Annotated in this window: 13 protein-coding genes; 8 read left to right on the forward strand and 5 right to left on the reverse strand. The window is 69.2% G+C overall.

Features of this window, described 5'->3' with window-relative positions:
- The first annotated feature begins 82 nt into the window (after positions 1-82).
- From RCP80_RS00625 to RCP80_RS00660, 8 genes are all read left to right on the forward strand, one after another.
- On the forward strand, positions 83-1,156 hold the full coding sequence (locus RCP80_RS00625; RefSeq protein WP_308480503.1) for an esterase family protein: 1,074 nt from the start codon (positions 83-85) through the stop codon (positions 1,154-1,156).
- Between the two features lie 172 nt (positions 1,157-1,328).
- Positions 1,329-2,225, forward strand: a complete 897-nt coding sequence (locus RCP80_RS00630) for an alpha/beta hydrolase-fold protein (protein WP_308480504.1) — start codon at positions 1,329-1,331, stop codon at positions 2,223-2,225.
- Positions 2,226-2,347: 122 nt separating this feature from the next.
- A complete protein-coding gene (locus RCP80_RS00635; RefSeq protein WP_308480505.1) occupies positions 2,348-2,758 on the forward strand; it encodes a DUF732 domain-containing protein in 411 nt (136 codons plus the stop codon).
- A gap of 9 nt (positions 2,759-2,767) precedes the next feature.
- Entirely contained in the window at positions 2,768-3,784 is a 1,017-nt protein-coding gene (gene culp6 / locus RCP80_RS00640) for a carboxylesterase Culp6 (RefSeq protein ID WP_308480506.1), read from the forward strand.
- A gap of 234 nt (positions 3,785-4,018) precedes the next feature.
- A complete protein-coding gene (gene fadD32, locus RCP80_RS00645) occupies positions 4,019-5,911 on the forward strand; it encodes a long-chain-fatty-acid--AMP ligase FadD32 (RefSeq protein WP_308480507.1) in 1,893 nt (630 codons plus the stop codon).
- 204 nt (positions 5,912-6,115) lie between these two features.
- Positions 6,116-11,563 carry a polyketide synthase Pks13 gene (pks13, locus tag RCP80_RS00650; protein ID WP_373693564.1) on the forward strand — a complete coding sequence of 1,816 codons (5,448 nt, stop codon included), beginning with the start codon at positions 6,116-6,118 and terminating at the stop codon, positions 11,561-11,563.
- A 13-nt stretch (positions 11,564-11,576) separates the two neighbouring features.
- Complete coding sequence (locus RCP80_RS00655; RefSeq protein ID WP_308480509.1) at positions 11,577-13,151, forward strand: acyl-CoA carboxylase subunit beta; 1,575 nt, start codon at positions 11,577-11,579, stop codon at positions 13,149-13,151.
- Between the two features lie 111 nt (positions 13,152-13,262).
- Positions 13,263-14,264, forward strand: coding sequence for a DUF4331 family protein (locus RCP80_RS00660; protein WP_308480510.1), 1,002 nt, complete (start codon positions 13,263-13,265; stop codon positions 14,262-14,264).
- A gap of 7 nt (positions 14,265-14,271) precedes the next feature.
- Here the strand turns inward: RCP80_RS00660 and RCP80_RS00665 are convergent, their stop codons facing one another.
- From RCP80_RS00665 to RCP80_RS00685, 5 genes are all read right to left on the reverse strand, one after another.
- Positions 14,272-15,150 carry an MBL fold metallo-hydrolase gene (locus RCP80_RS00665; RefSeq protein ID WP_308480511.1) on the reverse strand — a complete coding sequence of 293 codons (879 nt, stop codon included), beginning with the start codon at positions 15,148-15,150 and terminating at the stop codon, positions 14,272-14,274.
- A 145-nt stretch (positions 15,151-15,295) separates the two neighbouring features.
- Complete coding sequence (locus RCP80_RS00670) at positions 15,296-15,775, reverse strand: hypothetical protein (RefSeq protein ID WP_373693427.1); 480 nt, start codon at positions 15,773-15,775, stop codon at positions 15,296-15,298.
- Positions 15,776-16,050: 275 nt separating this feature from the next.
- Positions 16,051-17,022, reverse strand: coding sequence for an IS481 family transposase (locus RCP80_RS00675; protein ID WP_308480513.1), 972 nt, complete (start codon positions 17,020-17,022; stop codon positions 16,051-16,053).
- Between the two features lie 105 nt (positions 17,023-17,127).
- Positions 17,128-20,352 carry an arabinosyltransferase domain-containing protein gene (locus RCP80_RS00680; RefSeq protein ID WP_308480514.1) on the reverse strand — a complete coding sequence of 1,075 codons (3,225 nt, stop codon included), beginning with the start codon at positions 20,350-20,352 and terminating at the stop codon, positions 17,128-17,130.
- Positions 20,349-23,582 carry an arabinosyltransferase domain-containing protein gene (locus RCP80_RS00685; RefSeq protein ID WP_308483042.1) on the reverse strand — a complete coding sequence of 1,078 codons (3,234 nt, stop codon included), beginning with the start codon at positions 23,580-23,582 and terminating at the stop codon, positions 20,349-20,351. Before RCP80_RS00685 ends, RCP80_RS00680 begins: the two co-directional genes overlap by 4 nt.
- Positions 23,583-23,649: the final 67 nt, after the last annotated feature.

Here is a 23,649-nt window from a genome sequence, read left to right on the forward strand (position 1 = left end):
TGTCGGCGGCCCAGTGCCGCGACGGGATTGTCAGTGACGCTGAATACGTGCGGCATATGAAAGAGATGGGATGGGTAGTTCTATGAGTTTTGTCGAGAAGATGCGCGGTGCATGGGGGCGCCGCCTCGCAGCCGGAGCCGCTGCCGCGGCCCTGCTGCCCGGTCTGATCGGCGTCGCCGGCAGCACCGCGACCGCTGGGGCGTTTTCCCGCCCGGGTCTGCCAGTGGAATACCTGATGGTTCCGTCTGCCGGAATGGGCACGGATATCAAGGTGCAGTTCCAGAGCGGCGGCGAGAACTCCCCGGCCGTGTACCTGCTTGACGGTCTGCGTGCGCAGGAGGACTTCAACGGCTGGGACATCAATACCCCGGCGTTCGAGTGGTTCCACGGCTCGGGGCTGTCGGTGGTCATGCCTGTCGGCGGCCAGTCCAGCTTCTACGCCGACTGGTACAAGCCGGCCACCAACAAGGGGCCGACCAAGACCTACAAGTGGGAGACCTTCCTGACCCAGGAGCTGCCGACGTACCTGGCCAGCAGGGGCGTCGATGGCAGCCGCACCGCGGCGGTCGGTCTGTCGATGGCCGGTTCGGCCGCACTGAACCTGGCGATCTGGCACCCCAACCAGTTCCAGTACGCCGCCTCGCTGTCGGGCTACCTGAACCCGTCCGAGGGCTGGTGGCCGTTCCTCATCAACGTCTCGATGGGTGACGCGGGTGGCTACAAGGCCAACGACATGTGGGGTAAGACCGAAGACCCCAACAGTGCCTGGAAGCGCAACGACCCGATGGTGAACATGGACCGCCTGGTGGCGAACAACACCCGGGTCTGGATCTACTGCGGTGACGGCAAGCCTGCCGAGGTCGACGGCAGCGTCGCGGGCGACAACTTGCCTGCGAAGTTCCTGGAGAGCTTGACGCTGCGCACCAACAAGACGTTCAAGGACGAATACGTTGCTGCCGGCGGCACCAACGGTGTGTTCAACTTCCCGGCAGGCGGAACGCATGACTGGCCCTACTGGGGACAGCAGCTGCAGTCGATGAAGCCGGACATCCAGCGGGTGCTGGGTGCGGTTCCGCAGGACCCGGCTGCCCTGGCGGCTGCCGCGGCGGCCGAAGGCGAGGCGGTTACCGCTGAGCCGGTCGGCACGGGCGGCTGACAAGTACTTGACGCCAAACGGCGGTGGACCCTCGAGGTCCGCCGCCGTTTTGCGTGCCGCGGCACCGCGATTGGGCGGACCCAAACACCCGGTGTCTGGTGATGTGGTTCACTACGTTGCGGACGGGGCTGTCATGACAACCGGCGAGGATGGCACAAAGGTGGGTACGACAATGTTGGCAGCGGTGACGCGGGTGTTGTGTGCGGCGGTCCTCGGCGTGGCGCTATGGGGTGTCGGAGCGGTTCAGGCCGCCCCGGCCGCCCAGGCCGACACCGTCGAGTACCTGCAGGTGCCCTCGGCGGCGATGGGCCGCGACATCCCGGTGGCGTTTCAGGCCGGCGGCCCGCACGCGGTGTTCCTGCTGGATGCCTTCAACGCCGCTCCCGACGTCTCGAACTGGGTCACCGCCGGAAACGCGATGAACACCCTCGCCGGCAAGGGCGTCTCGGTCGCCGCGCCCGCGGGCGGCGCCTTCAGCCTGTACACCAACTGGGAGCAGGACGGCAGCAAGCAGTGGGAGACGTTCCTGAGCACCGAGCTGCCGGACTGGCTGGCGGCCAACAAGGGACTCTCGCCCACCGGACACGGCATCGTCGGCGCGGCCCAGGGCGGCACCGCCGCGGTGACGCTGGCCGCGTTCTACCCGAACCGGTTCCGCTACGCGGGCTCGATGTCCGGGTTCATGAACCCGTCGAACACGTTCCTCAACGGCGCCATCCAGGCCGGGATGATGCGCTTCGGCGGTGCCGACGCCAACCGGATGTGGGGACCCGCGCAGCTCGGCCGGTGGAAGTGGCACGACCCCACCGTGCATTCGCAGCTGCTGGTCGACAACAACACCCGGCTGTGGGTCTTCTCACCCCAGACGCTGACGGCCAGCGATCCCGCGGCCATGATCGGCTACGCCGACCAGGCCCAGGGCAGCAACCGTTCGTTCTACTCGCAGTACCGCTCCAACGGCGGCTCCAACGGGCACTTCGATTTCCCGACCAGCGGTGACCACGGCTGGGGATCCTGGGCTCCGCAGCTCGGCGCGATGTCGGGCGACATCGCCGCGGCAATCGGCTAGCAGTTAGCCGGCCGACCCACCGGGGTACCGGGCGTTCTTGTGGCAGAGCAGGTTCGCCGAGCCGGTACCGTGGAGTCGTGTTGCAGCCGACCAGGTGGTTACTACCAGGACGTGCGCCGTGGATGACGGCGTCGTCGTTGTTGGTGGCCGCCACCACCGCGGTCACGGTGTGTGCTTGCTCACCCGGGGAGACCGTGATGACGTCCTCGGTGGCACCGCAGGAGCCCGGCGTGGCCGCCGCCTCCCCGCCCAGCAACCTCGCGACCACCGTCGAGCAACGGGAGTACCTCGAGGCGCTGGCCAAGGCGGGCGTCAACCCGTCGAGTGATCTGATGGCGCTGTCGATAGGCTCCTACATTTGTCAGGCACATGGAGCGGGCCAAAGCGATCAGGCGGTACGCGATTTCGTACTGCCGCTGATCCGCGGCGACCTGCGCGATGCGCAACCCGATGTTGCGGCCGCGGCGATGGCCAATCAGGTCGACGCCGTGACTTCTGCCTACATGCGTATCGCAACCGACCGACTCTGCTAGCAGGAGAAGATGGCTCGCACAACGAAGGCCGCGCGACGTCGTCGGCACCGCATCCTCGGACTCATCGCGGCCGCGGCCGTCGCCGTCGTCATCGCCCTGATCGTGACCATCGTGGTGGTCATCGTGCGGCGCCCCGAGGCCCCGCCCACCGCCGTGCCGCCGTCGGCGGTGCCGCCCACCTCGGTCTCGCCCGAACGCAAACCGCGGCCGGAGTTCCAGGACGCCAGTTGCCCGGACGTGCAGGCGCTGGTGATCCCCGGCACCTGGGAGTCCTCCCGCACCGACGACCCGTTGAACCCGACGCAGTTCCCGATCTCGTTGATGCTCCAGGTGAGCCGTCCGCTGCAGGAGCAGTTCGGCGCCGACCGGGTCCAGGTATTCACGGTGCCCTACACCGCGCAGTTCCATAATCCGTTCTCCAACGACGGGCAGATGTCGTACAACGACAGCCGCGCCGAGGGCACCCGGGCCGCCGTCAAGGCGTTGACTGACATGAACGAGAAGTGCCCGCTGACAAGCTATGTGCTGATCGGTTTCTCGCAGGGCGCGGTGATCGCCGGCGACATCGCCAGCGACATCGGCAACGCCCGCGGGCCCGTCGACGAGGATCTGGTGCTCGGGGTGACGCTGATCGCCGACGGTCGCCGCGAGATCAACGTCGGCAAGGACGTCGGCCCCAACGCCCCGGGGCACGGCGCCGAGATCACGCTGCACGAGATCCCGATGCTCTCCACGCTGGGACTGGCGATGACCGGTCCGCGGCCCGGCGGCTTCGGTGCGCTCAACGATCGCACCAACCAGATCTGCGCGGCCGGTGACCTGATCTGCGCTGCTCCCGACGGCGCCTTCAGCATCACCAACCTGCCGCGGACGCTGGAGACCCTGGCCGGCGGCGCGGGTCAGCCCGTGCATGCGATGTACGCCACTCCGCAGTTCTGGAGCGTGGACGGCCAGCCCGCCACCGAATGGACGCTGAACTGGGCGCGCGGGCTGATCGAGAATGCCCCGCACCCCAAACACGGTTAGCGGGGGTTGCGCCCGGCTGTCACAACCGGATCACGAGGGGTGGGGAAATTTGGCATCCCCCCTACCGGCCCGTAACATTAAGAGCAGACTAAGACCTGCGGGCCGGCAAGCCTCACGGCGTCTGTACGATCTGTGAGGTTCGGGGTCGCGTCGCGCGGGTCGGCCACGCTGGTCGATGCGTCACCTCAGATGACGGCCTCGGCTGACCCATAGCAGTTTCGACAGGAGAGATGCATGCCGTTCCACAACCCATTCATCAAGAACGGGCGGATCGTCTTTCCCGATAACGCCAGCATCGTCAAGCACGTCGAGAAGTGGGCCAAGGTGCGCGGCGACAAGCTGGCGTATCGCTTCCTGGACTTTTCCACCGAACGTGACGGCGTGCCGCGCGATCTGAACTGGGCCGACTTCTCCGCCCGCAACCGCGCCGTCGGCGCCCGGCTGCAGCAGGTCACCGAGCCCGGGGACCGGGTCGCCATCCTGTGCCCGCAGAACCTCGACTACCTGGTGGCGTTCTTCGGCGCGCTGTACGCCGGCCGCATCGCCGTCCCGCTGTTCGACCCGTCGGAACCCGGCCACGTCGGACGGTTGCACGCCGTGATCGACGACTGCCAGCCGTCGGCCATCCTCACCACCACTGAGGCCGCCGAGGGAGTGCGCAAGTTCTTCCGCAGCCGGCCGGCCAAGGAACGTCCCCGCGTGATCGCCGTGGACGCCGTGCCCAACGAGGTCGCCGCGACCTGGATCCCGTTCGAGGACGTCGACGAGACCACGATCGCCTACCTGCAGTACACCTCGGGCTCCACCCGGATCCCGACCGGCGTCCAGATCACCCACCTCAACCTGGCCACCAACGTCGTGCAGGTGATCGAGGCGCTGGAGGGCGAGGAGGGCGACCGCGGTGTCACCTGGCTCCCGTTCTTCCACGACATGGGCCTGATCACCGCGTTGATCGCGCCGATGATCGGGCACAACGTGACGTTCATGACGCCCGCGGCGTTTGTGCGCCGGCCCGGCCGCTGGATCCGCGAGATGGCCCGCAAGCCCGACGACACCGGCGGCGTCATCTCGCCGGCGCCGAACTTCGCCTTCGATCACGCGGCCGCGCGCGGCGTGCCCAAGGAGGGTGAGCCGCCGCTGGACCTGTCCAACATCAAGTCCATCCTCAACGGCAGCGAGCCCATCTCGGCGGCCACGGTCCGCCGCTTCAACGAGGCGTTCGGCCCGTACGGGTTCCACCCGCAGGCCATCAAGCCGTCCTACGGCCTGGCCGAGGCGACGCTGTTCGTCTCGACCACCCCGCTCAACGCGCACCCGACGATCATCTCGGTGGATCGCGACGAGCTGAACAACCACCGCTTCGTGCAGGTACCCGACGATTCGCCGAAGGCCGTCGCGCAGGCCGGTGCCGGCAAGGTCGGCGTCGCCCAATGGGCGACCATCGTCGATCCCGAAACCGCCACCGAACTGCCCGACGGGCAGATCGGTGAGATCTGGATCAGCGGCCAGAACATGGGCACCGGGTACTGGGGCAAGGAAGAGGAGACCCGCGAGGTCTTCCAGAACATCCTCAAGTCCCGGACCGAGCCGTCGCACGCCGAAGGCGCCGCCGACGACGCCACCTGGGTGCGCACCGGCGACTACGGCGCCTACCACGACGGCGAGCTCTACATCACCGGCCGCGTCAAGGATCTGGTGATCATCGACGGCCGCAATCACTACCCGCAGGACCTGGAGTACTCGGCGCAGGAGGCCAGCAAGGCCCTGCGCACCGGCTACGTCGCGGCCTTCTCGGTGCCGGCCAACCAGCTGCCCGACGAGGTCTTCGAGAACGCGCACTCCGGACTCAAGCGCGACCCCGACGACACCTCCGAACAACTGGTGATCGTCGCCGAACGCGCTCCCGGCGCGCACAAGCTGGACATGGCTCCGGTCACCGACGACATCCGGGCCGCCATCGCGGTGCGGCACGGCGTCACGGTGCGCGACGTGCTGCTGACCCCCGCGGGCGCCATTCCGCGCACCTCCAGCGGCAAGATCGGCCGCCGGGCGTGCCGGTCCGCCTACCTGGACGGCACCCTGCGGTCCGGCAAGGTGGCCAACGCCTTCCCCGACCAGACGGATTAACAACCGAGGCGAACCAGAGACCGAACCGAGCTGGGACGCATCCGCCGGGGAGACTCTCCGCCGAAAGAAGATGTGAGGCCTTCGATGTCTGAAGACAACGCGAATCCCGACGACTCGAATCGCGACAACTCCACTCCCGACGGCGAGGTCGCCACGCCCAACGGCGAGGTGGTCCCGGCGCGCTCGGACCTGACGGTCCCCGAGATGCGAGCCTGGCTGCGCAACTGGGTGGCCAACGCCACCGCGCAGCCCGCCGACTCGATCAACGAATCGGCCCCGATGGTCGAACTCGGCCTGTCCTCCCGCGACGCGGTCGCGATGGCCTCCGACATCGAGGACCTGACCGGCACCACCCTGACCGCGACGGTGGCCTTCCGGCACCCGACCATCGAGGCGCTGGCCCAGGTGATCGTCGAGGGCGAGCCCGAACAAGAAGGCGGCGACGGCGCCGACGAGGACTGGTCGCGCCCCGCCGAGATCGACCCGGAGACCGCCGACATCGCGATCGTCGGGGTGGCGACCCGGCTGCCCGGCGACCTGAACAGTCCCGACGAGTTGTGGACCGCGCTGCTGGAAGGCCGCGACGCCATCACCGACCTGCCCGAGGGCCGGTGGGAGGAGTTCCTCACCGAGCCGCGCATCGCCGAGCGCGTCGCCCGGGCGCGGACCCGCGGCGGTTACCTGACCGACATCAAGGGCTTCGACGCCGAGTTCTTCGCGCTGTCGAAGATGGAAGCCGACAACATCGATCCGCAGCAGCGCCTGGCGCTGGAACTGACCTGGGAAGCCCTGGAGCACGCCCGGATTCCGGCCTCGAGTCTGCGCGGCGCACCCGTCGGGGTGTTCGTCGGCAGCTCCAACAACGACTACATGTTCCTCGCGGTCGCCGATCCGACCACCGCGCACCCGTACGCCATCACCGGCAACGCAAGCTCGATCACCGCCAACCGGGTGTCCTACTTCTACGACTTCCGCGGCCCGTCGATGACCATCGACACCGCCTGCTCGAGCTCGTTGGTCGCCATCCATGAGGGCGTGAAGGCGTTGCGCGCCAAGGAAGCCGACGTGGTGGTGGCCGGCGGCGTCAACGCGATGATCACCCCGATCGTGACGATCGGTTTCGACGAGGTCGGCGGCGTGTTGGCGCCGGACGGCCGGATCAAGTCGTTCTCCGCCGACGCCGACGGCTACGCCCGGTCCGAGGGCGCGGGCATGCTGGTGCTCAAGCGGGTCGCCGACGCGCGCCGCGACGGCGACGAGATCCTGGCCGTCATCGCGGGCAGCGCAGTCAATCACGACGGCCGGTCCAACGGCCTGCTGGCGCCGAACCCGGACGCCCAGGCCGAGGTGCTGCGCAAGGCCTACAAGGACGCCGGCATCGACCCGCGCACCGTCGACTACATCGAGGCGCACGGCACCGGCACCATCCTGGGTGACCCGATCGAGGCCGGCGCGCTGGGGCGCGTCGTGGGACGGGGCCGTCCCGCCGACCGGCCGGCGCTGCTGGGCGCGGTGAAATCCAATGTGGGCCACCTGGAGTCGGCCGCCGGCGCGGCCAGCATGGCGAAGGTGACGCTGGCGATCTATCACGACAAGATCCCGCCCTCGATCAACTACGCGGGCCCCAACCCGTACATCGACTTCGAGAACGAGCGGCTCAAGGTCGCCGACACCGTCACCGAGTGGCCGCGCTACAGCGGACACAAGATCGCCGGGGTGTCCGGCTTCGGCTTCGGCGGTGCCAACGCCCACGTGGTGGTGCGCGAGGTGCTGCCCTCGGACCTGGTGGAACCCGAACCCGAGCCGGAAACCGCGCCCGACCACGTCGACAACGACGACGCGAACGCGGTCTACGTCGGCGGCGTCCGGATGGACGAGTACGGCGAGTTCATCGACGAGGACGACTCCGCGCAGGGCGACGCCGAATTCTTCGGCCACGCCGAGGAGCAGGACCACGACCTGCCGGAACTCACCGACGAGGCCAAGCGCCTGCTCGAGGTGGCCCGCGCGGAACTGGCGGACCAGCAGGCCGAGGAGCCGGTCAAACCGATTGTGCCGCTGGCGGTATCGGCGTTCCTGACCTCGCGCAAGCGGGCGGCGGCCGCGGAGCTGGCGGACTGGATCGACAGCGCGGAAGGCCGCGCGGCCTCGCTGGAGTCCATCGGCCGGTCCCTGTCGCGGCGCAACCACGGCCGCTCCCGCGCGGTGATCCTGGCCCACGACCATGACGAGGCGGTCAAGGGTCTGCGCGCACTCGCCGAGGGCAAGCAGAGCCCACTGGTGCTCGCGGCCGACGGCCCGGTGAGCAACGGACCGGTGTGGGTGCTGGCCGGCTTCGGTGCGCAGCACCGCAAGATGGGCAAGAGCCTCTACCTGCGCAACGACGTCTTCGCCGACTGGATCAACACGGTCGACGCCCTGGTGCAGGACGAGCTGGGCTACTCGATCGTCGAGTTGATCCTCGACGACTCACAGGACTACGGCATCGAGACCACCCAGGTGGTCATCTTCGCCATCCAGGTGGCCCTCGGCGAGCTGCTCAAGCACCACGGCGCCAAACCCACTGCGCTGGTGGGACAGTCGCTGGGCGAGGCGGCCGCGGCCTACTTCTCCGGCGGCCTGACGCTGGCCGACGCCACCCGCACCATCTGCTCGCGCTCGCACCTGATGGGTGAGGGCGAGGCGATGCTGTTCGGCGAGTACATCCGCCTGATGGCACTCGTCGAGTACTCCGCCGACGAGATCAAAACCGTGTTCTCCGACTATCCGGATCTCGAGGTTTGCGTGTACGCCGCCCCGACCCAGACCGTCATCGGCGGCCCGCCCGAGCAGGTCGACGCGATCATCGCCCGCGCGGAATCCGAGGGCAAGTTCGCGCGCAAGTTCCAGACCAAGGGCGCCAGCCACACCCAGCAGATGGACCCGCTGCTCGGCGAGTTGGCCGCCGAACTGCAGGGCATCGAGGCCCGCCCGCTGCAGACCGCCTACTTCTCGACCGTGCACGAGGGCCAGCTGATCCGCGCCGGCTCCGAGCCGATCCACGACGTCGAGTACTGGAAGAAGGGCCTGCGCCACAGCGTCTACTTCACGCACGGGGTGCGCAACGCCGTCGACAACGGGCACACCACGTTCCTGGAGTTGGCGCCGAACCCGGTCGCGCTGATGCAGGTCGGGTTGACCACCGCGGCCGCGGGACTGCATGACGCGCAACTGATTCCGACGCTGGCCCGCAAGCAGGACGAGGTGGACTCGATGACCACCGCGCTGGCCAACCTCTTCGTGTACGGCCACGACCTGGACTTCCGGACCCTGTTCCCGGTCCCGTCGGACCGGCCGTTGGACCCGGCGCACGACTACGCGAAGATTCCGCCGACCCGGTTCCGGCGCAAGCCGCACTGGCTCGACGCGCGCTTCTCGGGCGACAACACCGGCGTGGTGCCGGGCTCGCACGTGGCGCTGCCGGACGGCAAGCACGTGTGGGAGTACGCCCCGCGCACTGCGATGGACTCCGGCAGCCTGGCCGCACTGGTGAAAGCCGCTGCCATTCAGGTACTTCCGGATGCCCAGCTGACCGCGGCCGAACAGCGCGCCATCCCGGCCGAGGGGGCCCGGCTGGTCACCACGCTGACCCGCCACCCCGGTGGCGCGGCGGTGCAGGTGCACGCCCGCATCGACGAATCCTTCACGCTGGTCTACGACGCGCTCGTGGCCCGGGCCGGTCAGGCCGGCACGCTGCCGGCCATGGCCGCCGCCGGTGCCGCGGTCGCACAGCCGACCGGCGAGACCGCACTGCCGGCCGGCGAGACCGGTGCCGCGCCGCTCGCCGGTGACCCCGTCGACGCCGAGATCCTCAGCGACAACCTGACCCAGGGCGCCAATCTCGGTGCCAGCTTTGCCAAGTGGACGCCGGACTCGGGCGAGAGCGTCGGCGACCGGTTGGCCGCGATCGTCGGCGGCGCCATGGGCTACGAGCCCGAGGACCTGCCGCGCGAGGTGCCGCTGATCGAGCTGGGCCTGGACTCGCTGATGGCGGTGCGCATCAAGAACCGCGTCGAGTACGACTTCGACCTGCCGCCGATCCAGCTGCAGGCGGTGCGCGACGCCAACCTGTACAACGTCGAGCAGCTGATCATCTACGCGATCGAGAACCGCGACGAGGTGGCCCAGCTGCACGAGTTCCAGCAGACCGCCAGCCCCGAAGAGGTCGCCAAGGCGCAGGCCGAACTGCTCGGCGGGGCCAGCACGGCCGCCGAGATCGAGCAGCGCCTGGCCGAGGTGAAATCGGAGACCGGCTCGGACACCGAGCCGTCCGCCGGGCCCGCCGACGCGGCCGAGCTCAACGCCAAGGCCGCCGAGACCGCGGCGACCGTGCCCGCGCCGCCGCCGCCCACGAACCCGGCCGGCCCGGGTGCCGTCCCGCCCCCGCCCACCAACGCAGTGCCGCCCCGGCCCACCAACGCAGTGCCGCCCCCGCCCACCAACCCTGAGGGCCCCGCCAAGGCCAAGGCCACCGCAGCCGCCGCGGCGGCCAAGGTCCTCACGCAGGAGGCCGTCACCGAGGCGCTGGGCGCCGACGTGCCGCCCCGGGACGCGGCCGAACGCGTCACGTTCGCGACCTGGGCGATTGTCACCGGCAAGTCGCCGGGCGGCATCTTCAACGAGTTGCCCGCACTCGACGACGAGACCGCCGGCAAGCTCGCGGAGCGGTTGACCCAACGCGCCGAGGGTGAGATCCCCGTCGACGCCGTGCAGTCGGCCAAGACCATCGAGGAGCTGGCCAGCGTCGTGCGGGAGCAACTCGAGGAGGGCGTGGTCGACGGCTTCGTCCGGACGCTGCGGGCCCCCACCGAAGGCCCTGAGGGCAGTTCCGCGGTCCCGCTGTTCGTGTTCCACCCGGCCGGCGGGTCGACGGTGGTCTACGAGCCGCTGCTGAAGCGGTTGCCGGCGGACATCCCGGTCTACGGCATCGAACGCGTCGAGGGCTCCATCGAGGAGCGCGCCGCCGAGTACGTGCCCAAGCTGCTGGAACTGCACCAGGGCCCGTTCGTGCTGGCCGGCTGGTCGCTGGGCGGTGCGCTGGCCTACGCGTGCGCGATCGGCCTCAAGCAGGCCGGCGCCGATGTGGAGTTCGTCGGCCTGATCGACTGCGTGCGCCCCGGTGAGCCGATCGATCAGAGCCAGGAGGGGATGCGGGCCCGCTGGGACCGCTACGCCCGGTTCGCCGAGCGCACCTTCAACGTCGAGGTGCCGGAGATCCCGTACGAGGAGCTCGAGAAGCTCGACGACGAGGGCCAGGTCAAGTTCGTCCTGGACGTGGTCAGCCAGAGCGGCGTGCAGATCCCCGGTGGCATCATCGAGCACCAGCGCACGTCCTACCTGGACAACCGGGCGCTGGACACCATCGAGATGCAGCCCTACGACGGCCACGTCACGCTCTACATGGCCGACCGCTATCACGATGACGCGATTGTCTTCGAGCCCGCGTATGCCACCCGCGCACCCGACGGCGGCTGGGGCGAGTACGCCCCGCAGCTGGAGGTCGTGCACATTGGTGGCGAGCACATCCAGGCCATCGACGAGCCCTATATCGCTAAGGTCGGGGCACACCTGAGCCAGGCGATCACCGCGATCCAGGCCCAGCAGGACAAGTAAGGAACTCAGCGACGTGACCGCAGAATCTGTGCCCCAGCCGGCGACGGCGACCACCGCCGAGAAGCTCGCCGAACTGCGGGCCAAGCTCGAATTGGCCAAGGAGCCCGGCGGCGAGAAGGCCGTCGCCAAACGGGCCAAGAAGGGCATCCCGAGCGCGCGGGCGCGCATTCATTCGCTGCTGGACCCCGGCAGCTTCCTGGAGATCGGCGCGCTGGCGAAGACGCCCGGCGACCCGGATGCGCTCTTCGGCGACGGCGTGGTCACCGGCCACGGCACCATCAACGGCCGCCCGGTCGGCGTGTTCAGCCACGACCAGACGGTGTTCCAGGGCTCGGTCGGGGAGATGTTCGGCCGCAAGGTCGCCCGCCTGATGGAGTGGGTGGCCATGGTCGGCTGCCCGATCATCGGCATCAACGATTCCGCGGGGGCCCGGATCCAGGACGCGGTGACCTCGCTGGCCTGGTACGCCGAGCTGGGCCGGCGCCACGAACTGCTGCGCGGCCTGGTCCCGGAGATCTCCATCATTTTGGGCAAATGCGCCGGCGGAGCGGTGTATTCGCCGATCCAGACCGACCTGGTGGTCGCGGTCCGCGATCAGGGCTACATGTTCGTCACCGGCCCGGACGTCATCAAGGACGTCACCGGCGAGGACGTCAGCCTCGATGAACTCGGTGGCGCCGACGCGCAGGCCCGCTACGGCAACATCCACCAGGTGGTCGACGACGAGGCCGCGGCGTTCCAGTACGTGCGGGACTACCTGCAGTTCCTGCCCGCCAACACCTTCGACGACGCGCCGACCATCAACCCGGGCCTCGAGCCGGAGGTCACCCCGCACGACCTCGAGCTGGACTCGATCGTGCCGGACGCCGACAACATGGCCTACGACATGCACGAGATCCTGCTGCGGATCTTCGACGACGGCGACGTGTTCGACGTGGCCCAGCAGCAGGGCCCGGCGATCATCACCGCGTTCGCGCGGGTCGACGGCCGTCCCGTCGGGGTGGTCGCGAACCAGCCGATGCATCTGTCGGGGGCGATCGACAACGAGGCCTCCGACAAGGCCGCGCGGTTCATCCGGTTCTGCGACTCCTACAATCTGCCACTGGTTTTCGTGGTGGACACCCCCGGTTTCATGCCGGGTGTCGAGCAGGAGAAGGGCGGCATCATCAAGCGCGGCGGCCGCTTCCTGAACGCCGTGGTGGAGGCCGACGTGCCCAAGGTGACCATCACGATCCGCAAGTCCTACGGCGGGGCGTACGCGGTGATGGGCTCCAAGCAGCTCTCGGCGGACCTGAACTTCGCGTGGCCGACCGCGCGCATCGCGGTGATCGGCGCCGAGGGTGCGGCCCAGCTGCTGGTGAAGCGCTTCCCGGATCCCACCGCCCCGGAGGTGCAGAAGATCCGCGACGAGTTCATCGAGGGGTACAACCTGAACATGGCCACGCCGTGGATCGCCGCGGAGCGGGGCTTCATCGATGCGGTGATCGAGCCGCACGAGACCCGGCTGCTGCTGCGCAAGTCGCTACAGCTGTTGCGGGACAAGCAGATCAGCCGGGTGCAGCGCAAGCACGGCCTCACCCCGATCTAAGGGCCGGGGCTCCCCCCACACCCCCGCGAGCGTGCGTGTTCGCGGGCAACACGCCGGGCGATCCCCGTATTTTGCGCCCGCTCGCCGGGCCGAGACGGTTGGATGGACCTCATGTCCAACCACTTCACCGGGCTGAGCCTGGGCCCACCGCTGGGGGACCAGCGTCTCGACCTGTGCGATCTGTACGCGTTCCCGTCGCCCGCCGAACCGGCCAACACGGTGCTCATCCTCAATGCGAACCCCACCGCAGATGCGCTGCACCCAGACGCGATCTACCGGTTGGCGATCGACAACGACGGCGATCTGCGCACCGACATCGCCTTCAGCTTCGTGTATTCCGAACCCCGCGACGGGCGCCAGACGGTGGACGTCTTCCTGGCCGTCGACGGTGACGCCGAATCCGACGAGGCCGTCGGGTCGAACCTGTTTTCCGGCGTCGAAGTGTCCTTCGGCAAGGAACCCCGCATCCACACCTCGGGCAGTTTCACCTTCTTCGCCGGCGCCCGCAGCGACGCGTTCTTCTTCGACTTCGACGGCATCAAGAACCTGTTCGACACCTCCGGCGGCCGCAACTTCACCGCGCCGCACCTGGGCGGCACCTCGCCGTGGACGGGGGTGGACTCCAACCTCGAGGCCAACGTGTTCTCGATGGTGCTCGAGATGCCGACCTCGGCGCTGGGGGCCGACCCGGACCTGGGGATCTGGGGCCGCTGCAGTGTCCGCCGCGACGGCAAACTGCTGCACGTCGACCGCGCCGGGCATCCCTCGGTGAGCAGCTTCTTCAACACCGACGAAACCAAGGAGGAGTACAACGCCGGCGAACCCGTCCGGGATCGGGAACGCTGGATCGGCATGTTCATCCACCTGATGGGACACACCGGCGGTTACACCCGCGACGAGGCCATTGCGGCGATCGACAACGAGGGCACGCTGCCGGACATGTTGACCTACAACCCGGCCAAACCCGCAAAGTACCCCAATGGCAGGACCTTTCACGACGATGTCATCGACTACCGGCTGGCGTTTCTGACCAAGGGCGAATGCCCGCCCAGTGGCCTGCGCCCGCACGTCGACACCCTCGGCGAATTCCCGTATCTGGGGCCGCCGCACTGACATCGGCTCAGATGGGCTCCAGGCCCAGCCAGTTGTCGACCGTGAAACGGTCCCCGCGCGCGACGATCCTGGCGCCGCCCGGCCCGGGGTAGTGCGCGGGAACGACGGCGGCACGGCGCCGCGCGGCCTCGGTGAACACCCGCTTGCGGGTGACGGCCGCCTCGCCGGCGTTGAGGTCGAACGCGCAGGCGTCGCCGGGGCGCGGAATCTGGATGGGGCAGTGCGTCAGGTCCCCGACGAACACCGCGGGCACGCCGGCGTCCAGCCAGACCACCGAGGATCCCGGCGTGTGGCCGGATGCCGTTCGTAGCCAAAGGGATTCGGACAGCTGATAGTTGTCGTCCCAGAGCTGCACCTGCTCGGCCACCGGGTCGACGCTGTCGGCGAACACGTGGGCGGCGCCGTCGTCGTGGCCGGCGCCCTCGGGCCCGAAGTGACGATGGTCGGCGTCGTGCATCAGGTAGCGCGCGTTGGGGAAGGTCGGGACCCAGGCACCGTCGACGAGGTGGGTGTTCCAGCCGACGTGGTCGGTGTGCAGGTGAGTGTTGATCACGACGTCGACCGCCTCGGGTTCGACGCCGGCGCGCCCGAGCGCACCCAGGAAGTCGGTGGACAGGTTCGACAGCGGCGGCAGATGGGGCCGGTCGCGGTCGTTGCCGACCCCGGTGTCGACGAGCACGATCAGGCCGTCGACCTCGATGACCCAGCTCTGTATCGCTAGCCGGAACTGTCCGGCGTCGGGGCGGTAGAAGTTCGGCACCAGTAGGCCGGATTCGTCCTCCCACGCCTGGGCCGGGGTGCCCGGGAACAGCGCGGTGCCGGCCTCGAATTGATGCTCGACGACGCGGCTGAGGACCGCCTTGCCCATCTTGATGCTGCCGGTCATGGCTCGACCGTACGATGCGAGCCGTGGTCGGCGGGACTTTTAGCGCGGGTGGGTGAGTCCCACAGCACGGATCAGCGTCCACCTAGGTACTGATTCAGCGGCGAAATGTGTACCGGGCCGGCCGCTCGCGCCTGGAGATCGGGAGCTAACTACCCCCACCCACCTCGGCGGGCAGCGGCGTGATGGGTGCCGACTTCGTCGTCGGCGCACTGGCGGTGCCTGCCACGTGGAAGTCGATCCACGGTTCCTCCCGGATCACCTGCTCGCCCTCGCTGATGATCAGCGACTTCGCCGCCACGGTGTACTCGATGCCGTAGTTCTTGGCGATGAACGCGCCGTCGTCGGCGCGGGTGGCGGACAGGATCATTTTGGCGCCGTCCCGTAACCGAACACCCCGGTACTGGTAGCCACCTTCGGCCGACGTGCAGATCGCCACGCGGGACTTGTCCGTGCTGCCGAACTCGACCACGGTGTTCGGCGGGGCGCACCGAGCGGTGGAGTCGACGTAACCCTGGGCGTCGGTGGCGGGCGCGGCGCCGGCAACCGGCGCGCCGATCGCAAGCAGCGCGACCCATCCTGCGGCGGCGCAGAGGCGGGGGGAAATCCGGAATGAAGGCATCGACATCCACCTGACCACGTTCCTGATACTTGCGCGACCGACGACGCCGAAGCTCGGCTGATTCGTTAGGTCACCGAGACACTGACCATGGCGGCACACAGCCGGGGCTGCTCGCCACGGCTGGGCGTCCAGTGCTGTACCCGACAGTGCGAGTGCGAGCCGACCGCGAGGGTGCGCAAACCACGCTCTCGCGGCGGCGTGTCGGCCGGGGACCCGCCCGCTCGCGGGTAAGGGGTAAGGCGGGTAGGCGGGTAAGGGGGTAAGGCGGGGAAAGGAAGGGGCTAGGTGTAATGACCAGGCAGGTTGTGAACGCGTAGGCGCTCGATGGGGGTCTTTCCTCCGATACCGGTGTGGGGTCGGTGGTGATTGTAGTGATGCAGCCAATCTTGGTAGGTCTGCGCGCGGGCGTCGTTGGACCGGTAGGTCTGGGCGTAGGCCCATTCGGCGGCCAGGGTGCGGTTGAAGCGTTCCACCTTGCCGTTGGTCTGCGGCCGATACGGTCGGGTTCGCTTGTGCGTGATCACATCGCCTAGTGCTTCGGCGAAACACTTTGAGCGGTAACATGATCCGTTGTCAGTGAGGACGCGCCGAACGATGATGCCATGGTCTACGAAGAAGGCGTTGGCGTTGCGCCAGAACGCTGCGGCGGTCTCCTTGCGTTCGTCGTCGAGTTCTTCGGAGTAGGCCAGTCGGCTGTGGTCGTCGACCGCGTGGTGCAGGTAGGCGTAGCCCATCCCGCTGCGGGTTTTGCGCCCCGCTTGCCGGCCGAGCTTGCGGTGCCCACCACCATCGGGGATACGGCCGAGCTTTTTGATGTCCACGTGCACCAGATCGCCCGGCGCCGCGTGCTCGTAGCGGTTGGGCTTCGGGCGGCGTACCGGCAGGCCGGTGGCCTGATCCAGGTGCCTCAACAGGGGCATCTTGTAGCGCTTGAGCACCGCCTGCACCGTTGATCGCGGCACGTGCAGGTGTGCGGCGATCCGATCGGGCCCCCAGCGGCGGGTGAAGCGCAGCTTGACGATCCGACGCTCCCGACGTGCCGGCAGCCGGTTGGGGCTGTGGCGCGGACGGCTGGGTCGGTCGAACATCGCCTCCGCGCCACCGACCCGGTAGCGATCGGCCCACTTCTTCGCTGTGGCCGGTGAGCACTGGAACCGCTCAGCAGCACGTCGGATCGACCAACCCTCATCGACAATCAGCTTGGCGAGTTTCAATCGCCCCTTCGGGGTCAGCGAAGCATTAGCGTGGGACACGAGGACCTCCTGGTGATCGGCGTGTGTGTGGTAACCACACCGATACCGGAGGTCCTCACCTACTTCCGCGCACCACGCCGTTCACAACCTCCCTGGCCATTACAGCTAGGGCTTGATGCGGATCTGGCCCGGCTTCCACAGTCCCGAGCGGGTCGCGTCGCCCAGTTCGATCTCGGCCGGCGTGGCCTCGACCACCGTCTCGAACCGGCGCAGCGAACCCCAGTCGCGGCCCCAGTCCTGCGACAGATACGTCGCCATCACGTGCTGGCGCAGCAGCAGGTCGGAGATGCCCAGCAGGCCGCCGTTGATGCCGTCCTGCCAGGTGTCGGTGTCCAGCCGTTTGGCGTTGTAGTCCGGGGTGATCCGGTAGTTGGGCACCTCGGTGACGCCGTTGGCGTGCAGCATCGGCTGCTGGCACGGGAAGGCCAGGCCCACCGCCCAGTCCATCAGCACCGGCTGATCGGAGCCGACGTACTCCTGGATCGAGCGCAGTTCCGGCACCCGCGGCGGCGTGACGGCGATCCAGTCCCCGGGTGTCAGCGACGCGTCGTCGGCGACCACCCGGACAAACGTTGCATCCGTGGGGATCTGGGCCCGCGGAAAGCGCAGATTGCGCCAGGACGGGGCGGGACCCAGATCGTAGGGGGTCATCCGCCCGGTCGCCATCGGGGCGCCGTCGGGGCCGGGGCGGCCGTATTCGAGTTCGACCGCCTGCCCCTCGGTGCGGCCGTTGAACACGCTGTTGCCGGTGATGGTGCCGGCGGCGGTGATGACCACCAGCGGCTGCGCGTCGTTCTCGGCCGGCAGTTCGTACCATGCCGAGGTCAGGGTGCTCGGCTGCTGCGGCCCGGTGGCATAGCTGCCGGCCAGCGGCACCCGCGCCGGGTCCAGTCCGTAGGGCAGGGGCACGGTGGACCCGTTGATCCCCGGCCGCTCGAGTTGCTCCGGCTGATCCCAGTCGTAGTCCGAGCCCGGCACCACGCGGTTGAGCCGGATCGCCTCCGCCACAATCTTTTCGGGCACGCCGTCGGAGGTGAAGCCCACCGGACGCTCGCCGCCCAGCGGGCCGAGGGTGCCGGCCGGGCCGCCCACCGGGGTCAGGAATCCGTTGTTGGGGTCCGGTTCCACCAGCACGTCGTCGGCCAGCCCGCAGCCGCCGGCGAAGGCGCGGAGGTTGGCCCAGGCGTTCGAGTACGTCGGGTATTGCCGCACCACGCCGATCAGCATGGAGGCGATGAACACCAGCACCATGAAGCCCGCGGCAAGCGGGATCGGAGCCGCGGTCACCGCGCGGGCAATCCGGCCCTCACCGCGGTCGCGGGGCGCGAAGTGCAGCCACGCCGTGTAAACGGCCGAGATCGCGAACAATGCGAAAAACATTGTGCTGACCGTGATCCCGCCGATTGCGGGTTTGTCGTTGTTGAACGGCACGCCGAAGCTCGACACGTACCACCAGCCGTTGGTGGTCGACCAGCACAGCGCCATCACGAACAGCAGCGCGGTCACGAAGGCCATCCGGTTGCGGGACCAGCGCAGCACCGTGCGCGACACCAGCACGGTCGCCAGCGCCGCCACCGCGGCACCCACGGCGGCGAACAGCCCGAAGTGGTGCACCCACTTGGTGGGGGTGAACATCAGCACGAAGATGGTCGCGAAGATGACGCCCATCAGCCGCCAGGCCGGCCCGCGGGCCACCCCGGAGATCCGCTTGCGGCGCAGCATGATGAACATCGCGGCGAACAGCGACAGCGCGGTGATCAGGAACCCGAACCGGCGCGACAGCGACCCGTCCACGGTCGGCAGGATCAGGTAGTAGTAGCGCAGGTTCTCGGTGTACCACTCCTGACTCGGGCCGATCGCGGTGCGAATCCGGGTGGCCTCCAACACCGTTGCCAGGGTCTGGTCGGCGAAGACGACCGTGAGCACCACGGTGCCGGCCGCCAGCAGCGGCAACAGCAGCGGCCAGATCCCGACCACCTGTCTGCGGCGCACCAGAATTCGCAGGATCGGGCGGCCGCCGGCGATGAGCGCGGCCACCGCGATCAGACCGGTGGGCTGGATTCCGAGCGTGAAGGCCGCGGTGATGATCGCCAACGCCGCCGGGGTCAGCCGGCCGGAGGTGATCGCGCGTTCGATCAGCACGTAGGTGATCAGGGCGCCGGCGGCGATCTGGCCCTCGGGGCGCAGCCCGTTGTTGAACGGCATCCAGGCCGCGAGCAGCACCATGCCGGCCGTCCACAGCGCGGGCCGGCTGGCCAGTACCGCGGGCCCGAGCCGGGGCAGCACCTCGCGCGACAGCAGCAGCCAACACACCAGGGCGGCAACCAGATCGGGCAGCCGCATCCAGATGCTGGCGGAGCTGACATGCGTCATCAACGCCAGCAGGTTGTAGTACCAGCCGAACGGGTCCTCGGGGCTGCCGAACCAGCGGAAGTAGTTCGACATGTAGCCAGCGTGGTCGGCCACCCGCGCCATGCCCAGGATGTAGCCGTCGTCCGACGAGTTGGCCCCGGCGACGTACCAGAGCAGGAAGGCGCCGATCACCGTGGTGTCGACGGCGGTGAAGGTGCGCCAGCGGCCCGGTATCAGCCGTTGCATGCGGCGGCCGTCGAGGCGGTCCAGCCGCCACAACGCCAGCACCGCGATCACGGTGGCGAAGATCGCCAGCAGGATCGCCGCGAGCTTCAACGGGGTCGGGGTGCTGGAGAACCGGGTGTCGATGGTCGCCGAGAACGACAGGCCCGGCGGCGCGGGGCCGGTCAGCTCGGTGAACACGCCGACGATCGCCGGCCGCAGGTTCGGGTCGGCGAAGCCGGTGCGTTGCGCGGTGCCGTCGGGCCGGGTCAGACCCACGAACTCGGCGAAGGTGCCGTCCTCGGACGAGGTGATCTCGATCCGTTGGCAGGCCGCGCTTTCGACCCGTTCCCGGCGCAGGCTGGCCACCACCACGTTGCGGTCGGTGATGTCGACGCGCTGCGCGCTGACGTTGACGAACAGGCCGTTGAGCGCCGCGTCCTTGCCCTCGGCCGGGGCGGTGCCCAGCACCAGCGCACCCGCGGCCGGCACGTCACGGATCACCTGGCACGGGATGGTCGCGGTCAACGAGACCGGGGCTTGGGAGATCAGCGGCGAGGTGACGTTGCGGTATTCGTCGCCCTGCGGCCAGTTCAGCGTCGCCGTGGTCTGCACGACCGGCAGCAGCGGGGTCGCGACGGCCAGCACGAAGCCGATCAGGCCGGCGACCATCGCGATCCAGCGGGCCAGCGTGACGTCCTTGGCGGCGGAGCCGGTGCTGTTCGGCACCGGGGCGGCGGTGTGCGTATCGGTCATGGCAGCGCCCTGATCGGTCCGGTGCGGTGCCAGCCGGAGACCCGCTGGGTGCCGGTGTCGAGCACGGCCTCGGGTGCCTGCTCGGCGGGTACCACGCGGATGAAGCGTTCGATGGAACCCCAGTCGCGGTACCAATCGTCGCGCAGATAGGTCGGGACGGTGGCGGTGCGCAGCAGCGCCTGGATGAACAGGAACGGACCGCCGTCCTCAGCGGACTGCCATTGGTTCGACGACGTCACCACCTGCTTGAAGTTGGGCAGAATGCGGTACTCCGGCAGCTCGGCAACGCCGAGACGCTCGGCGAAGGGACGTTGGCAAGGGAAGTTCGCGGCGGTCGCGATGTCCATCAGCACCGGGGTCGACGAGCCCAGGAACTCACTCGCGGTCTGCAGCACCGGGACTCGCGGCGGCGTGAAACCGAACCACTGGTCCTCGGACAGGTTGGGGTCGTCGGCGACGATCCGCGCGACGTTGGCCTCCGGCGGCGCCCACGCCAGCGGGAAACGCAGGTTGCGCCAGGCCTTCTGGGCGACGATGTCGATGGGCTGGACCTCGGCCAACTCGGTGTAGCTGCCGTCGGGATGGTGCACACCCCACTGCAGCTTCAGCGACTGGCCGTAGTTGAACCCGCCCTCTTCGTCGTAGTACCAGATCGCGCCCGCGGCGGCGACCGTCACCAGCGGGCGGTCCGGGGTGCGTGGCGGCAGCTGGTACCAGGCGGAGGTGGCCTCCGCGGCGACGCGATTCTCGCCGTAGCTGCCCAACACCGGGGTGCTCTCGGGGTCCAGGCCGAACGGCAGGAACACCCGCGAGCCGTTGACCCCGACCGGGCCGTAGCCGCCACCGGTGCCCGCGGCGTAGCCCACGCCGACGTTGGGCTTGTTGGGGGAACCGTCGGAGTTCACCAGTCCCGGGTTGGCGGTGACGGGTTCGGCCGGCTCCAGGATTTCGCTGATGCCGTTGGGGGTGAACCCGATCGGGTCTGCGCCGCCCAGCGGACCGTACTCGCCGAACTGCTGGCCGGGCACCGGTTGCAGGATCCCGGCGTTGGTGTCGGGTTCCACCAGCACGTCGTCGGCCATGGCGCAGCTGGATCCGGTCAGCGCCGCGACGTTGGCCTTGCCGGTGGTGTAGACCGGGTAGCGCTGCACGAAGCCCTTGGCCATCGAGCCCACCTGCAGCAGCACCATGAGCATCGCCACGATCAGCATCGGGGTCGAGGCCAGCACGCGGTTGCGGCGGGTGTTGGCCACCTCGGTGTGTCCGGCGTAGTCGATCCGGAAGTGCAGCCAGCCGGCCAGCAGCGCGCCCACGATGGCCAGCACCAAAAACATCGTGGTGACCGGTTGGCCGGCGAGCACCGGCTGCCGGTCCCACCACGGCACGCCGTAGTTGCCGGTGTAGAACCAGCCGTTGATGCCCGAGGTCGCCCAGGCCACCACGAACAGCAGCGCGGTCACATACAGCGCCAGGTTGCGGCGGCTGTGCAGCCCGACCCGGGAGAACGCGAAGGCCGTGACCCCGCCCAGCGCGCCGGCCAGCCCCGCGAACGCGCCGAACTGCACCGCCCACTTCGTCGGCGTGAACGTCAGCAGCAGCAGACCCACCGCGGTGGAGCCGATCAACCGCCACACCGGGCCGTTGGCGGCGCCGGGCACCTTGCCGCGCCGCAGCAGCACCGCAAGCAGACCGAACAGGCACAGCAGCATCAGCAGCACCGCGAAGCGGCGCGCCAGCGAGCCGTCGACGCTTTCCTCGACGGTCAGGAAGTAGTAGCGCAGGAAGTCCTGATACCAGGCGATGGTCGGGCCGACGACGTATTTGATGCGCGCCGATTCGGCGACCGTCGCCAGGGTCTGATCGCGGAACACCAGCACGAAGATCAGCGACAGCGCGGCCGCCAGCGGCGCCAGTTGGGCCACCAGCCCGTCGACCGGACGCCGGTCCCGCACGATCCGGGCGATGGCGCGGGCGCCCACCAGCAGCGGCGCCAGCGCGATCAGCCCCTGCGGCGCGGTGGTGACAGTGAACACCGCGACCACGATGGCCAGGGCGGCCAGCCACAGCCGCCGGGTGCCGATCGCGTTCTCCACCAGCGCCCAGGCGGCCAGCGCACCGAACGCGATCAGCGGTTCGGGGCGCAGCCCGTTGTTGAACGGCAGCCAGGCCGCCAAAAACACCGCGCCGGTGGTCCACACCGTGACCCGGTTGACGGCCAGCGCGCGGCCCAGCCGCGGCAGCGCCCAGCGGCTCAGGATGAGCCAGGTCGCGATGCCGGCGATGGTCGCGGGCAGCCGCAGCCACACCCCGTGGGTGCTGATCGCGGCCAGTTGCGCCAGCACCGACTGGTACCAGTCGAAGGGCGCCTCGCCGGCGCCGAAGTAGCGGAAGTAGTTGGCGGTATAGCCGGCCTCGCCGGAGATGCGGGCGATGGTCGCGTTGTAGCCGTCGTCGGAGGACGTCGCGCCGATCAGATGCCACACCAGCAGCGTGCCGATGACGCCGACGTCGGCCAGCCAGGTGGCCAGCCCCACCCGGGTCAGGCGGCGCCAGGCGCGCCGGACGGGATGCGCCGAGCGCCGATTCAGCCACGCCAGCGCGACGATCGAGGCCAGCACGCACCCGACGCCGAGCACCATCACCGCGAGCTTGAGCGCGGTCGGTGAGCTGATGAACCGGGTGTCGATGTCCACCACTGCCGACAGGCCGGGCTGCGGCGGCACCCGCAGGTCCGTGAACAGGCCGGCTACCTGGGGCTTCTTCTCGGCGGCCAGGGTGCCGGCGGCGCCGGGCAGGCCGATGAAGTCTGCGCCCACCTCGCCCGCGTCGGCCCAGATGTGCAGGGTGCTGCAGGCGCCGGCGTCGACGTCGGCGCGCGGGGCGGCCGCGGCCACCGAATCCCGGAACGCGACGAAGACGACGTCGGCGTTGGCGCGGACGAACAACCCGTTGCGGCTGGCGTCGATGCCGCGCTCCGGAATGGTGGAGAACACCAGTCCGCCCTCGGGACCCAGGGTGGCGACGGCCCGGCACGGGATGGACACGTCGAGGCTGCGGGGCGCGCCGGACACCAGCGGCGCGGTGACCTCGCTGACGAAGCCGTCCGCGGCCGGGGCCTGCGGCCAGGCGATGGTCGCGGTGGTCTGTTGCACCGGCAGCAGCGGAACCAGCCCGCACAGCAGGATCCCGGCGATCCCCGCGACGACGGCGATGATGCGAGCTGTGCCGATGGCGCCCGGCCTCTTCCTCGCAGAAGTACGCTGCTCGTCGAACCGGTCGGGTGGGAGATCTGGCACG

It is taken from the genome of Mycolicibacterium sp. MU0053, assembly GCF_963378095.1.
Lineage (GTDB): Bacteria > Actinomycetota > Actinomycetes > Mycobacteriales > Mycobacteriaceae > Mycobacterium > Mycobacterium burgundiense.

Bases quoted from the DNA above. Each gene is read 5' to 3' on its own strand.
- RCP80_RS00625 (WP_308480503.1), top strand. From the start codon at position 83: ATGAGTTTTGTCGAGAAGATGCGCGGTGCATGGGGGCGCCGCCTCGCA.
- RCP80_RS00680 (WP_308480514.1), bottom strand. From the start codon at position 20,352: ATGACCGATACGCACACCGCCGCCCCGGTGCCGAACAGCACCGGCTCC.
- culp6 (WP_308480506.1), top strand. From the start codon at position 2,768: ATGGCTCGCACAACGAAGGCCGCGCGACGTCGTCGGCACCGCATCCTC.
- RCP80_RS00660 (WP_308480510.1), top strand. From the start codon at position 13,263: ATGTCCAACCACTTCACCGGGCTGAGCCTGGGCCCACCGCTGGGGGAC.
- RCP80_RS00670 (WP_373693427.1), bottom strand. From the start codon at position 15,775: ATGTCGATGCCTTCATTCCGGATTTCCCCCCGCCTCTGCGCCGCCGCA.
- pks13 (WP_373693564.1), top strand. From the start codon at position 6,116: ATGCGAGCCTGGCTGCGCAACTGGGTGGCCAACGCCACCGCGCAGCCC.
- RCP80_RS00665 (WP_308480511.1), bottom strand. From the start codon at position 15,150: ATGACCGGCAGCATCAAGATGGGCAAGGCGGTCCTCAGCCGCGTCGTC.
- RCP80_RS00635 (WP_308480505.1), top strand. From the start codon at position 2,348: ATGACGGCGTCGTCGTTGTTGGTGGCCGCCACCACCGCGGTCACGGTG.
- RCP80_RS00630 (WP_308480504.1), top strand. From the start codon at position 1,329: ATGTTGGCAGCGGTGACGCGGGTGTTGTGTGCGGCGGTCCTCGGCGTG.
- fadD32 (WP_308480507.1), top strand. From the start codon at position 4,019: ATGCCGTTCCACAACCCATTCATCAAGAACGGGCGGATCGTCTTTCCC.